Origin of the sequence: Pantoea stewartii subsp. stewartii (assembly GCF_008801695.1) — a bacterium.
In the GTDB taxonomy this organism is placed as follows: Bacteria; Pseudomonadota; Gammaproteobacteria; order Enterobacterales; family Enterobacteriaceae; genus Pantoea; species Pantoea stewartii.
Genome location: NZ_VZPF01000037.1, coordinates 1 through 12,402, shown reverse-complemented (window position 1 = coordinate 12,402; position 12,402 = coordinate 1). Strand labels below are relative to the sequence as shown.

Here is a 12,402-nt window from a genome sequence, read left to right as displayed (position 1 = left end):
GTAAAAATCATTCGATTGAATTTTTATTTAACCTTATGTATTTAAAGTGCTTTATGAAATTTTAAGTTTAACAATTTATTAACTATTTCACCCGCGCACCCACGCACGCTAAGGTGAATGCTATTTCATCCATTGATTAAGCCAATCCTGCAAGGCGACAAATCGCTGCTATACTTAGTTTCGTACTTGATTAGGACAACCATTGAAAGAGAGGACTGAAACAATGAGTACCGCTAAACTGGTTAAAACAAAATCTTCTGATCTACTTTATACCCGTAATGACGTGGCAGATGACGAAAAGCGCGCCACCATTGAGGTGCTCAATCGCCTGGTCGTGGAGTTCATCGATCTGTCCCTGATCACTAAGCAAGCGCACTGGAACATGCGCGGCGCGAACTTCATCGGTGTGCACGAAATGCTGGACGGTTTCCGTACCACCATCACCGATCATCAGGACACTATCGCGGAACGCGTGGTGCAACTGGGTGGTGTAGCACTGGGTACCACTCAGGTCGTCAACGATAAAACGCCACTGAAAAGCTATCCGCTGAACATCCACAGCGTACAGGATCATCTGAAAGCGCTGGCCGACCGTTATGCTGTGGTGGCTAACGATACGCGCAAAGCGATTTCTGAAGTAAAAGATGAAGATACCGCCGATATCTTTACTGCGGCTTCTCGTGACCTGGATAAATTCCTGTGGTTCATTGAGTCTAATATCGAATAACGGTCTTACAGACTATTACCAGGCGGGGAAACCCGCCTTTTTTACGTCTGCGTTACTATAATTTATGACTTTGTTAACATTTCTGACACTGCGCCCTTCCCGTTTTCGCCTTCTGATGCACACTACTCCTGCACCACTTTAGCGCTTCGCACCATGATGGACCACCATAATGGTGCATCGGCGCGACAGGTTGCAGAATCGTGTCAGTGATGGTCTCCTGATCATTATATTTTTTACATTTTGAAAAGTTGGCATACTTTTTTCATATGATAGCCCGCAAATGATAGCTCGCAAGCCCGGGCCCTGCGCCTGGTCGCAATAAGGAAAAATGATGAAATCGCTATTTAACATCTCTGTGGCCGCGTTGGCGCTGGCCTTCTCTCTCTCCACTACCGCAGCAGAAAAGAAACTGATCGTCGCCACCGATACGGCTTTTGTCCCGTTTGAATTCAAACAAGGTGACAAATATGTCGGCTTTGACGTGGATTTATGGGATGCCATTGCGAAGGAACTGAAACTGGATTACACCCTGAAGCCGATGGACTTCAGCGGCATCATCCCTGCCCTTCAGACGCACAACGTCGATGTGGCACTGGCTGGCATTACCATTACTGACGAGCGCAAGAAAGCCATTGAGTTCTCTGATGGCTACTATAAAAGCGGTCTGCTGGTCATGGTGCGTAACAACGAGAAAGACATCAAAGGCATTGACGATCTGAACGGCAAAGTGGTGGCGGTGAAGAGCGGCACGGGTTCCGTAGATTATGCGAAGACGCACATCAAAACGAAAGATCTGCGTCAGTTCCCGAATATCGATAACGCTTACATGGAACTGGGCACCAACAGCGCTGACGCAGTGCTGCACGATACGCCCAATATCCTCTATTTCATCAACACCGCAGGTAAAGGCCGTTTCAAAGCTGTAGGTGATTCTATTGAAGCCCAGCAGTACGGCATTGCGTTCCCGAAAGGCAGTGATGAACTGCGTGAAAAAGTGAACGGCGCGCTGAAAACGCTCAAAGAGAACGGTACCTACAATCAACTCTATAAAAAGTGGTTCGGTACTGAACCGAAATAATCACTGAGTCCGTTTTTTTATTTTTCAGCAGGGACCCTGTCCCTGCTTTTTTCCATAGCAACAACAGCGGAGTTTCACCATGGATTTTGACTGGAGCGTCATCTGGCCAGCCATGCCCGCGCTACTCGAAGGCGCAAAACTGACCTTAATTATTTCCATTATTGGCCTGGTCGGTGGATTGATCATCGGCCTGGTCGCGGGTTTTGCCCGCGCATACGGTGGCTGGCTGAGCCATAATATCGCCCTGGTTTTTATTGAAATCATTCGCGGTACGCCCATCGTCGTGCAGGTTATGTTCATCTATTTTGCCCTGCCTATGGCGTTCCCGGATTTACGCATCGATCCGTTCACCGCCGCGGTGGTAACCATTATGATTAACTCGGGTGCCTATATTGCGGAAATTACCCGCGGTGCGGTCCTGTCCATTAACAAAGGCTTTCGCGAGGCCGGGCTGGCTTTGGGCCTGTCGGGCCGCGAAACCCTGCGCTACGTCATCATGCCGCTGGCGCTGCGTCGTATGCTGCCCCCGCTGGGCAATCAGTGGATTGTCAGCATTAAGGACACCTCGCTGTTTATTGTGATCGGTGTGGCCGAACTGACCCGCCAGGGACAGGAAATTATTGCCGGTAACTTCCGCGCGCTGGAAATCTGGAGCGCAGTGGCCGTTATTTATCTTGTGATTACGTTGGTGTTGAGCTTTGTGCTGCGCCGTATTGAGAAAAGGGTGAAAATCCTGTGATTGAATTTAAAAACGTCTCAAAGCATTTTGGCCAAACCCAGGTGCTGCACAATATCGACCTGAAAATTAATCAGGGCGAAGTCGTCGTGATTATCGGCCCCTCCGGTTCGGGTAAATCGACGCTGCTGCGTTGCATCAACAAGCTGGAAGAGATCACCAGCGGCGAACTGATCGTCGATGGCCTGAACGTTAACGATCCCAAAGTAGACGATCGCCTTATTCGTCAGGAAGCCGGCATGGTGTTTCAGCAGTTCCACCTTTTCCCGCAGATGAGTGCGCTGGATAACGTGGCTTTTGGCCCGATTCGCGTTCGCGGTGCCAGCAAAGAAGACGCACGAAAACTGGCCCATAGCCTGCTGGCGAAAGTGGGCCTGGCCGAGCGCGCCAACCATTTCCCTTCTGAGCTTTCGGGTGGGCAGCAACAGCGCGTGGCGATTGCCCGGGCACTGGCGGTGAAACCCAAAATGATGCTGTTTGATGAGCCCACCTCCGCGCTGGACCCAGAACTGCGTCACGAAGTGCTGAAAGTCATGCAGGATCTGGCTGAAGAAGGTATGACAATGGTTATTGTCACACACGAAGTGTGTTTTGCCCAGAAAGTGGCGTCGCGCCTGATCTTTATTGATAAAGGCCGTATTGCCGAAGACGGCGATCCGTACCGTCTGATCAGTGATCCGCCCAGCGAGCGTCTGCGCGAATTTTTACAGCACGTTTCCTGAGTGCGAACGGGCCGTCAGGCGGCCCGTTTTTCTCTGGCGACGCCACACGATGATGCGGCGAACTGACGTAAGCGCCTGCGTTAGCGGGACAATCGCTGCGCGCGTTGGGCGGCGGACATAAAGCTCCAAGCCAGGAACTGGCTCTGCTTCTGCCCCTGCGCCATATTGACCACACGTACCACCTGGGTATCCAGCGCCTTCAGCTGTTTCTCCAGCGCGGGTAAATGCTCTTTGCGCGATACCAGCGACGTAAACCAGACGACCTGCTGAGCCAGACTGGCGCTTTCAGCGATCATTTTCCCGACAAAGCCCTTTTCTCCCCCTTCGCACCACAATTCATTGTGCTGGCCGCCAAAGTTCAGCGGTGCAGCCGGTGCCAGTCCCACGTTGCGCGTTTTACGCTGTGAACCGGCCGCCGCCTCTGCCGCAGAAGCGTGAAAAGGCGGATTGCAGATGACCGCATGGAAGTTTTCATTCTTGTTCACCACGCCATTCAGCACCACGGCGGGATTTTTTTGCCGACGCAGGCGGATCAGGCGTTGCATGCCCGGGTTTGCCGCGACAATTTTTGTCGCCGTTTTTAGTGCCGCGTCATCAATATCCGTGCCGGTAAAACGCCAGCCATATTCCGCCGCGCCGATCAGGGGATAAATACAGTTCGCCCCGCAGCCAATATCCAGGATGTCCGCCGGCGGGATCCTGCCCTGGTTGTCCAGTGCCAGTAAATCGGCCAGGTAGTGAAGATAGTCAGCGCGCCCCGGCACGGGCGGGCACAACGAACCAGGCGCCAGTTGCCAGTCAAGGCCGTAGAACCGTTTAAGCAGCGCCTGATTCAACAGCATGACCGCTTCAGGATCGGCAAAGTCCACCGACATGACGCCATAGCCGTTGGGCCGGACTTTTTCTGCCAGCGGCGGGTGCGCTGCCGTCAGCGCGGCAAAATCATATTCACCCTGGTGGCGGTTACGGGCATGGAAAGGGGACGGGCTGGCAGACTTTTTCATACGTTCTCTCATATTTTCAGGCGCGCGTACAATACGCTGTGGCGGGCAGAAAATAAACCGCATTCTCGGACAGAGCGGCCAGCAGGCCGACGTTGCGGACGTGCGAAATCGCGAGGGTACGGCGTCGTTGCAGGAAAGCGAGGTGAGCAAAAAAGCAAAATGCGCCCCGCCAGCAACAATGCTGGCGGGGCGTTAAGTCTGCGGGATTATTTAAAATCGACGCGCATTAAATCCTGAATCGGCATGCCCCGGGTGGTTTCAACACAGCGGTCAATATAGCTGGTGAATCCTGGCGGTGAGCTCATGCCCAGACGCAGTAATTTGTCGTTAGAGAACACTACATTCAGACGGGCGAACTCGCCGTAAAGACGCATTGCGCGCAACATCAGACGTTCGTTGCAGGGTCCGTAGATCTTTTTAAAGTTCTTACGCTCTTTAACGATTTCGCTGAAATCAACCTGCAGATAATTCGGTGCCAACGGGGCACTTTTTTCTGCACTGGCAAAAGCCGAATCAATTTCAGAGAAGGTATTACTGCTGCGCTCGCCGGCAGAGATGTGATAAACCATCTCCTTGGTGCAGCCATGATCCATCAGGAACATCAGCGATTTGGCACAGTAGTCTACCGGGATGACATCAACACGGTCATCGAGTGAGCAGAGGAATTTCTCCAGCTTCATGACCATTTTAAACACCCAGAAGATGCTGCCTGACGGTGTGCACCCTTCCTGAGAGTGGCCCACCACAATGGACGGACGCACGATGACCAGTGGCAGATGCGGCAATTCCCGTTTGATCTTATTTTCGATATACGACTTGGAATAGGTGTAATCGACAATGTGATCTTCGCGTGAAGACAGCACCAGATCTTCTTTTACAATCTCACCGTGATCCGGGGCAGACGACATCGCCGTGCCGACGTGGACGAATTTAACAAATTCAGGCAAGGCTGCCATTCTGGCGGCCAGTTTAAACGTCCCTTCCACGTTGACGCGCCAGATATCGTTATTCTCACCAAATGACGCAATCGCTGCGCAGTTGATAACGTGGCTGATCTGATCGATGCGCGCATCATCCAGGAAAAGCTCCGGGGCCAGCAAATCGCCGACCAGAATTTGATCTGCTGTCAGGCGCGCAATCGCCTGCGCCGAACATGAAAACTTGGTTAAATTATCTTTAACCCTCTCCAGTCCCTGGTTAGCATCGCTGGCTCTGACGAGCAGCAATAACTCAACATCCTGGCGCATCAGCAATTCTGCCACGACTGCACCACCAACGAATCCAGAAGATCCTGTAACAAGAATTTTTTTCATATTCGACCACGAGAACAATTGATGAGATTGCATAATGCCTCAGTTTCGTTAAACAAATACGAAACTTTCATTAGCACAAAATGTATAAAATGATTCCGTTTAACTTTCGTTTACTTTTTAAACACATCTTTTCGCGGATTTCTCATCAAATAAACAATTAAAGTATTGATATTTAACGTTATTAACACTGTAGTACAGAACATTCCCTCCTGTCGCTGAACCAGACTAATCTGGTTAACAATGCGCAAAAAAGCGGTGCGGCTCTGACGGTTTAACGCATGGCGGACAGGCCAGGCTAGACTCTGTTTTTATCTAGGAGATGACGATGCATAAACGCTATTCCTATCAGCCCCGCGCCGGACACGGTTTGCCTCACGATCCACTGAATGCCATCATTGGCCCACGTCCAATAGGCTGGATCAGCAGCACCAGCGCCAAAGGCGTGCGCAACCTTGCGCCCTACAGTTTTTTTAACTGTTTCAATTACCAGCCGCCCATTATTGGCTTCGCCAGCAGCGGCTGGAAAGACAGTGTGCAAAACATCGCTGAAACAAAAGAATTTGTCTGGAATCTGGCGACCCGACCGCTGGCGGAGGCCATGAATGAAAGCTCAATTTCTGCCCCAGCCGATCAGGACGAGTTTGCCCTAGCAGGCTTGACCCCTCTGGCCGCCTCGCAGGTCAAGGTCTGTCTGGTACAGGAAAGTCCGGTGAATTTTGAATGCAGGCTGACACAACTGATTCAGTTACAGGATGCCGGCGGGCGCGCCATCGACAGCTGGCTGGTGCTGGGCGAAGCCGTTGCCATCCATATTGACGAAAGCCTGCTGGAAAACGGTATTTATCAGACGGCGAAAGCGGAACCGATTTTACGCGCCGGTGGGCCCAGCGCGTATTATGGCATCAGTGAAGCACAGCGCTTTGACCTGGTGCGGCCCGATGCGCGCCGCAGCTAAGTCAGAGCAGTTCTGCCGAATGCGTTCGTAATGTTTTGACCGCACGGGCGATCTCAGGTGCCAGCCAGCGATCGTCCTGCCAGCGGGTAACGACTTCGCGCCGTTGCCGCCAGGCGCGTCGCGGACCAGTGCGCTTTACTGTGGCATTCCTGCGTCTGACAGGCGGGCGCTACGCATCACGAACGTCGCCGTCAGCCCTTGCCCTGCGCCACAAAACTGTGTAACAGCGGCTTCAGGACTTTTTTCAGTTCTGCCGCGCGGGCTTCATGCCAGGTAAAGGGCGGTGTCTCGTCCATATAATTGATTTGCGACAGCTCCAGTTGCACCGCCTGGATCTGCCGATCGGGTTGACCGTAAGCGCGCGTAATGTAGCCGCCTTTGAAACGGCCATTGACGACCCAGCTATAGCGATCCTGCGCGCTGCATACCGATGTCAGCCCGTCGATGACGCGTTTGCTGCAACTGGCCCCGTCATTGGTACCAATATTGAGATCCGGCAGGCGACCGTCAAACAGTCGTGGAATTTCACTGGCAATCGAATGGGCGTCAAACAGCAGCGCATAGCCAAATTCCGCTTTCATCTGCGCCAGCGTCTGCTGGATCTGCTGATGATAAGGCTGCCAGATTGTCTGAATATATCCCTGTCGCTGTGCATCCGTGGGGGCTTTGCCCGCAACAAACGTCGGCGTGCCGTCAAACAGGGTTTCCGGAAACAGGCCGGTGGTGGCGGTCGTATAAAGCGGTTGATTGTCTGAGGGACGATTGAGATCGACAACAAAGCGTGAGTAGCGGCCAATAACCAGACTGGCTCCCATATCACGGACAAAATCATATAGTTGTGGAATGTGCCAGTCCGTATCCGGTAAGTCACGGGCGGCATCGCTGAGCCCGGCTTCAACTTCCGGTGTTAACATCGTGCCGGCATGGGGAATACTGACCAGCAGCGGGACAGTCCCTTGGGTAAAATGAAAAGGTGTCATTGTACTTCTCCGCGGTAGATAACGGTACAGGGCAGTTCACCGCCCAGCCAGTAAACCAGTTCCGCCGGGCGGGCCAGCGGCCAGTGAACAAAACTGGCCACTTTTCCCGCCTCCAGCGAACCGTGACTTGCCTCCAGCCCCAGCGCCTTTGCCCCCCACAGGGTCACGCCTGCCAGCGCTTCTTCCGGCGTCATGCCGAACAGGGTGCAGCCCATATTCAGCATCAGGCGCAGCGACAGCGCGGGCGATGTGCCGGGATTGGCATCACTCGCCAGTGCCATGGGCACACCATAGCGTCGGAACAACGCTACCGGCGGGCGCTGCGTTTCCCGCAGCAGATAAAACGCGCCGGGCAATAACACGGCTACCGTACCCTGTTCTGCCATTGCCTGAACATCCGTTTCCGTTGCATATTCCAGATGATCGGCGGACAGCGCGCCATAACGGGCGGCCAGCGCCGCTCCGCCCAAAGAGGAAAGCTGCTCGGCATGCAGTTTCACCGGCATGCCCAGCGCCGTTGCCCGGTCAAATACCCGGGCGACCTGCTGCGGGGTAAACGCCAGATGTTCGCAAAATGCATCCACCGCATCCGCCAGGCCTTCGGCGCTGATCTGAGGTAACAGGCGGTCACAGATGATCGTGATCCAGCCATCGGGATCCTGTTTAAATTCGGGCGGAACCGCATGAGCGGCCAGGCAGGTGGCCTGCACATCCGCAGCCACCTCCTGACTGAGCTGTCGAATGGCACGCAGCATACGTAATTCACTTTCTTCATCCAGACCGTAGCCGGATTTAATCTCGACGGTGGTCACGCCCTCGGCCAGCAAGCGATTCAACCGCCAGCGGGCTGTCGCCACTAACGTTTGTTCACTGGCATCACGGGTGGCCCGAACGGTAGAAAGGATGCCGCCGCCCTGGGCCGCAATATCGGCATAGCTCACGCCGTTGAGGCGCTGCTCAAACTCCTGACTGCGATCGCCACCAAAAACCAGATGCGTGTGGCAGTCCACTAAACCCGGCGTGATGATCCCGCCCGGCAGACGATGATGTTCACGCGCCTCAAAAGCCGGCATCGCGGCGGCGGGCCCAACCCATACCAGCCTGCCCGCCTTTACTGCCAGCGCACCCTGTTCGATAAGATGATAGTGGCCGCTTTGCATGGTTACCACATCTGCCCCGCTCCACACGCTGTCTACCTGGAGTTTTTCTGCCATTCCCGCCTCACAATGCGCTTGCCGTTTACAGCAAACTTTAAAGTATGTATATACAACCACATCCCTTGAGGATCAACCATGGCAACTTTTTTTGCGCCACGCGCATGGCTGGCCGGAGGCTGGCATAAACAGGTGCGTATCAGCGTCAACGCAGCGGGCATGATTGATGCGATTACGCCCGACGGTGATGACAGGGAAGCGACACGTTTAGCCGGTAACGTGATTCCCGCTATTGCGAATTTGCATTCACATGCTTTTCAACGTGCCATGGCCGGTCTGGCTGAAGTGGCGGGCGATCCGCAGGACAGCTTCTGGACCTGGCGCGATCGGATGTATCGCATGGTGCAGCGTCTGACGCCCGGGCAGGTAGGTGATATCGCCGCCCTGCTGTATATCGATATGCTAAAAGGCGGCTATTGCCAGGTCGCAGAATTTCATTATCTGCATCACGATATTGACGGTAAACCTTATGCGGACGATGCCATGCTGCGACAGCTTATTGCGGCGGCAGAGACGGCAGGCATAGGTCAGACGTTGCTACCGGTGCTTTACAGCTACAGCGGTTTTGGCGCTCAGCCGCCGGTGCCGGGACAAAAGCGCTTTATTCAGCAGACCGACAGCTATCTGCAACAGCAGGTACGTCTTCAGACATAGATAAAAGATAAACCCCTGCACAACGCAGGCCTCTGCTTTCACTCACTGCGCGCAGTCAGTGAAGCGCAAATGCATGCCGTGCTCAGCGCCAGCGAGACCACGTTACCCATCCATATTCACATCGCCGAGCAGGAGAAGGAGGTCAATGACAGTCTGGCCTGGAGCGGCGAGCGTCCGGTGAGCTGGCTGATGACGCGTTTCGATGTCGATGCACGCTGGTGCCTGATTCATGCAACGCATCTTGATGACAGCGAAGTGACGCGCCTTGCCGCCAGCGGAGCGGTTGCCGGGCTCTGCCCGACCACGGAAGCCAACCTCGGTGACGGTATTTTTCCCGCCGTGGACTATATCGCCCAAGGCGGACGCTGGGGCATTGGCTCTGACAGTCATGTCTCGCTCAGTGTTCAGGAGGAGTTGCGCTGGCTTGAATATGCCCAACGCCTGCGCGACCGTCGTCGCAATCGCATCACGCTGCCCGACCAGCCCTCAGTCGGCGATCTGCTGTGGCAACAGGCCGCGGCGGGCGGTGCCCAGGCCTGCGGAATAAAGAGTGGGGCGCTGGCCGTCGGGCAACGCGCCGACTGGCTGGTATTACGCGATGACGCCTGGCTGGGTAGTGTGGATGAGTCTGCCCTGCTCAATCGCTGGCTGTTTGCTGGCCAGCGCGAGCAGATTCGCGACGTGTATGTGGCGGGTAACCGGGTGATCAGCGATGGCCATCATGCAGAAGAAGAAGCCTGTGCAGCCCGTTTCGCGCAGGCAATGGCAGCGTTGCGATGAGAAGCGTTTTTTCTTTAGACAGCTTACCCGTCAGTCGCTGGCGCAACGGCGGTGGCGAAACACGTGAAATTATCGGCTATCCGCCCGGGGCAAACGACTTCGCCTGGCGCGCCAGTATTGCCACCATCGCCAGCAACGGCCCCTTCTCGGCGTTTACCGGTGTCGATCGCATTATCACTCTGCTAAACGGCAGCCCTGTTCTGCTGCGTGGCGAGAACGTCGCGCATCGCCTGTTGCCGGAAAAGCCCTGGGCTTTTGCGGGGGAGCAGGCACTTGAGGCTCAGTTGCAGGGTAAAGCGCCCAGTCAGGATTTTAACATCATGACACGACGAGGCGAATGGCGGGCACAGGCTGACGTCGTCACCGACGCCGTCAGCAGCGAGCACGGTGTGGCCTGGGTGCTGGCAGGAGAATGGCGCATCGTGAACGATGCGCCATTAGCGGAGCAGCAGGGCGTCTGGTGGGTCGATCATCCCACCCGACTGCAGCCGGACAGCCAGGATGCGAGGTTACTGTTTATTCGTCTTACCCGTGCCCTTTAAAGCGCCCCAGCAGCTTGTAACGCGAGCCGGGATAGAGTAAACGCGCATAGGTCACAATCTTGTTATCGCTCCAGGTCTGGCGACGGATAAGCAGGCAAGGCTCGTGCTCATCAATCGCCAGATATTTACGCTGTCGCGCATCCGGCATCACCGCCTCAACGATATGTTCACCCGCCGTCAACGGTGCCGCGCGCATCAGGTACGTATAAGGCGTGAGCGTGTGGTAATCCTGGGCCAGGTAATCCGGGGCCAGTTGTGGATTCACCAGCCGATCTTCCAGCTGCACCGGCATGTCATTTTCATAATGCACAATCAGAGAATGAAACAGCGTTTGTCCGGTTGTCAGGCCCAGAACGGAAGCCTGCTCCGGATCGGCTTCATTCTGACCAATCGTGAGAATTTTGCAGCTGTGCTGATGACCCCGCTGCGCAATTTCATCCGCGATGTTGTGCACCTCAAGCATGGCTGTGTAGCCTTTCATCTCCGCGACAAACGTACCAACGCCTTGCATACGTACCAGAAATCCTTCGCTGGTTAATTCCCGCAATGCCCGGTTAATCGTCATACGACTTACGCCAAGCTCATTCACCAGCTCGCTTTCTGAAGGCACCCGTTGGTTAGCTTTCCAGTGGCCTTCACGAATCTGGCTGATGATCGCCTGTTTAACCCGTTGATAGATGGGTGCGGGTTCGTCACTCATGGCCGCTGCCAGTTGTGCAATTGCCGTGTGCTCGGCCATATCGTATTCCTTAAGCTGATAATGCCCAAAGTTTACTGCCTGACGGGCTGGATGTATATACATTCCAGCCTGAGATCGGCACGTAAACCGTGCACCTGCTGCCTTACAGCGGTGCAGGAAACCCGCCTGCTGCCCACGTTAGCCCTCTGTTAATGCCTGATCAATTTTGTGATCGGTCTGGCATGCCGATTGCAGCTTGTATAGACAAGAATAGACAGTTATGTTTCACTCGCGTTATTCCGCTATTCGGGTCAACAGAACGGCCAGCGAATAAGCCAACCCTTGTATAGACAGGAGCAAAGTATGTCAGGTTCGTCTCAGGGATTACGTCTGGTGCCAGGCAAGGTCGATCTCGCGATGTTGCGCGCAATATATCAAGGTAACGTCACACTCAGCCTTGATGACGGCGCTCGCCGCGCCATCACTGAAGCGCAACAAACCGTTGAAGCAATTGTGGCCTCCGGTAGCGTGGTGTACGGCATCAATACCGGTTTCGGTAAACTGGCGCAGACTCAAATCCCCGCCAGCCGTCTTGCCGATCTACAGCGAAACCTGGTGCTGTCTCACAGCGTCGGCCTGGGGGAACTTCTGCCCGATAACGTGACGCGCCTGGTTGTCGCCAGCAAAATCATCAGCCTTTCCCGTGGTCATTCTGGCGTGCGGATTGAACTGGTGGAGGCGTTGCTGGCCCTGTTCAATGCGGGCGTGATGCCGTGCATTCCCGCCAAAGGATCGGTGGGGGCCTTTGGCGATCTGGCCCCACTGGCGCACATGTCGCTGATGCTGCTAAATAACTGATCCTAATACCGCTACACTTTAGCCAGCCCATGTTTTCCCCCGGGGAATGGGCTGACGGTATTCATAAAGTGATGGACCTTTTTCAACAGTTGCCACATTGAACTGCACTGGTGATTTCGGGTTATTGTCTCATGAAGCGCCTGCCACAACCGTTCGACAT

Annotated in this window: 11 protein-coding genes and 3 pseudogenes; 8 read left to right on the top strand and 6 right to left on the bottom strand. The window is 54.5% G+C overall.

The window, feature by feature from the left end:
• Positions 1-223: 223 nt before the first annotated feature.
• The 4 genes from dps to glnQ all read left to right on the top strand — a co-directional run bounded on the left by dps (position 224) and on the right by glnQ (position 3,263).
• The gene (gene dps, locus F7Q90_RS12660; RefSeq protein WP_033737686.1) at positions 224-727 is read left to right on the top strand and encodes a DNA starvation/stationary phase protection protein Dps; all 504 of its coding nucleotides are present in this window, start codon (positions 224-226) and stop codon (positions 725-727) included.
• A 331-nt stretch (positions 728-1,058) separates the two neighbouring features.
• The gene (glnH, locus tag F7Q90_RS12655; protein WP_082999186.1) at positions 1,059-1,805 is read left to right on the top strand and encodes a glutamine ABC transporter substrate-binding protein GlnH; all 747 of its coding nucleotides are present in this window, start codon (positions 1,059-1,061) and stop codon (positions 1,803-1,805) included.
• Between the two features lie 79 nt (positions 1,806-1,884).
• Positions 1,885-2,544: a glutamine ABC transporter permease GlnP gene (gene glnP, locus F7Q90_RS12650; protein WP_082999185.1), complete on the top strand. Its 660-nt coding sequence runs from the start codon at positions 1,885-1,887 to the stop codon at positions 2,542-2,544.
• Entirely contained in the window at positions 2,541-3,263 is a 723-nt protein-coding gene (gene glnQ / locus F7Q90_RS12645) for a glutamine ABC transporter ATP-binding protein GlnQ (protein WP_082999184.1), read from the top strand. Before glnP ends, glnQ begins: the two co-directional genes overlap by 4 nt.
• An 80-nt stretch (positions 3,264-3,343) precedes the next feature.
• On the opposite strand, the gene rlmF is transcribed toward glnQ, so the two are convergent.
• Positions 3,344-4,267: a 23S rRNA (adenine(1618)-N(6))-methyltransferase RlmF gene (rlmF, locus tag F7Q90_RS12640; protein ID WP_167387057.1), complete on the bottom strand. Its 924-nt coding sequence runs from the start codon at positions 4,265-4,267 to the stop codon at positions 3,344-3,346.
• 206 nt (positions 4,268-4,473) lie between these two features.
• Positions 4,474-5,580, bottom strand: a complete 1,107-nt coding sequence (locus F7Q90_RS12635; RefSeq protein WP_151161013.1) for an SDR family oxidoreductase — start codon at positions 5,578-5,580, stop codon at positions 4,474-4,476.
• 325 nt (positions 5,581-5,905) lie between these two features.
• Between F7Q90_RS12635 and F7Q90_RS12630 the strand changes: the two genes are divergently transcribed.
• Positions 5,906-6,535: a flavin reductase family protein gene (locus F7Q90_RS12630; protein WP_375096534.1), complete on the top strand. Its 630-nt coding sequence runs from the start codon at positions 5,906-5,908 to the stop codon at positions 6,533-6,535.
• Positions 6,536-6,726: 191 nt separating this feature from the next.
• Here the strand turns inward: F7Q90_RS12630 and hutG are convergent, their stop codons facing one another.
• Positions 6,727-7,515, bottom strand: a complete 789-nt coding sequence (gene hutG, locus F7Q90_RS12625) for an N-formylglutamate deformylase (RefSeq protein ID WP_082999181.1) — start codon at positions 7,513-7,515, stop codon at positions 6,727-6,729.
• Positions 7,512-8,729 (bottom strand): imidazolonepropionase, encoded by a 1,218-nt coding sequence (hutI, locus tag F7Q90_RS12620; protein WP_054634266.1) that lies wholly within the window; start codon positions 8,727-8,729, stop codon positions 7,512-7,514. Before hutI ends, hutG begins: the two co-directional genes overlap by 4 nt.
• A 78-nt stretch (positions 8,730-8,807) precedes the next feature.
• Here hutI and F7Q90_RS12615 point away from each other — a divergent pair.
• Both F7Q90_RS12615 and F7Q90_RS12610 read left to right on the top strand, forming a co-directional pair.
• Positions 8,808-10,163, top strand: a pseudogene (locus F7Q90_RS12615) (formimidoylglutamate deiminase).
• Positions 10,160-10,705, top strand: coding sequence for a HutD/Ves family protein (locus F7Q90_RS12610; protein WP_082999180.1), 546 nt, complete (start codon positions 10,160-10,162; stop codon positions 10,703-10,705). Before F7Q90_RS12615 ends, F7Q90_RS12610 begins: the two are co-directional and overlap by 4 nt.
• Here the strand turns inward: F7Q90_RS12610 and hutC are convergent.
• Positions 10,689-11,444, bottom strand: a complete 756-nt coding sequence (gene hutC / locus F7Q90_RS12605; protein ID WP_082999178.1) for a histidine utilization repressor — start codon at positions 11,442-11,444, stop codon at positions 10,689-10,691. The two genes, F7Q90_RS12610 and hutC, sit on opposite strands and share 17 nt — an antisense overlap.
• 303 nt (positions 11,445-11,747) lie before the next feature.
• On the opposite strand from hutC, the pseudogene F7Q90_RS12600 reads away from it, so the two are divergent.
• A pseudogene (locus tag F7Q90_RS12600) lies at positions 11,748-12,233 on the top strand (aromatic amino acid lyase); the annotation flags it as partial.
• Between the two features lie 20 nt (positions 12,234-12,253).
• Here F7Q90_RS12600 and F7Q90_RS12595 read toward each other — a convergent pair.
• Positions 12,254-12,402, bottom strand: a pseudogene (locus F7Q90_RS12595) (IS630 family transposase); the annotation flags it as partial.

Coding starts and splice junctions, on each gene's coding strand:
- dps (WP_033737686.1), top strand. CDS start 224: ATGAGTACCGCTAAACTGGTTAAAACAAAATCTTCTGATCTACTTTAT.
- F7Q90_RS12635 (WP_151161013.1), bottom strand. CDS start 5,580: ATGAAAAAAATTCTTGTTACAGGATCTTCTGGATTCGTTGGTGGTGCA.
- F7Q90_RS12630 (WP_375096534.1), top strand. CDS start 5,906: ATGCATAAACGCTATTCCTATCAGCCCCGCGCCGGACACGGTTTGCCT.
- glnH (WP_082999186.1), top strand. CDS start 1,059: ATGAAATCGCTATTTAACATCTCTGTGGCCGCGTTGGCGCTGGCCTTC.
- rlmF (WP_167387057.1), bottom strand. CDS start 4,267: ATGAAAAAGTCTGCCAGCCCGTCCCCTTTCCATGCCCGTAACCGCCAC.
- hutC (WP_082999178.1), bottom strand. CDS start 11,444: ATGGCCGAGCACACGGCAATTGCACAACTGGCAGCGGCCATGAGTGAC.
- glnP (WP_082999185.1), top strand. CDS start 1,885: ATGGATTTTGACTGGAGCGTCATCTGGCCAGCCATGCCCGCGCTACTC.
- F7Q90_RS12610 (WP_082999180.1), top strand. CDS start 10,160: ATGAGAAGCGTTTTTTCTTTAGACAGCTTACCCGTCAGTCGCTGGCGC.
- hutI (WP_054634266.1), bottom strand. CDS start 8,729: ATGGCAGAAAAACTCCAGGTAGACAGCGTGTGGAGCGGGGCAGATGTG.
- hutG (WP_082999181.1), bottom strand. CDS start 7,515: ATGACACCTTTTCATTTTACCCAAGGGACTGTCCCGCTGCTGGTCAGT.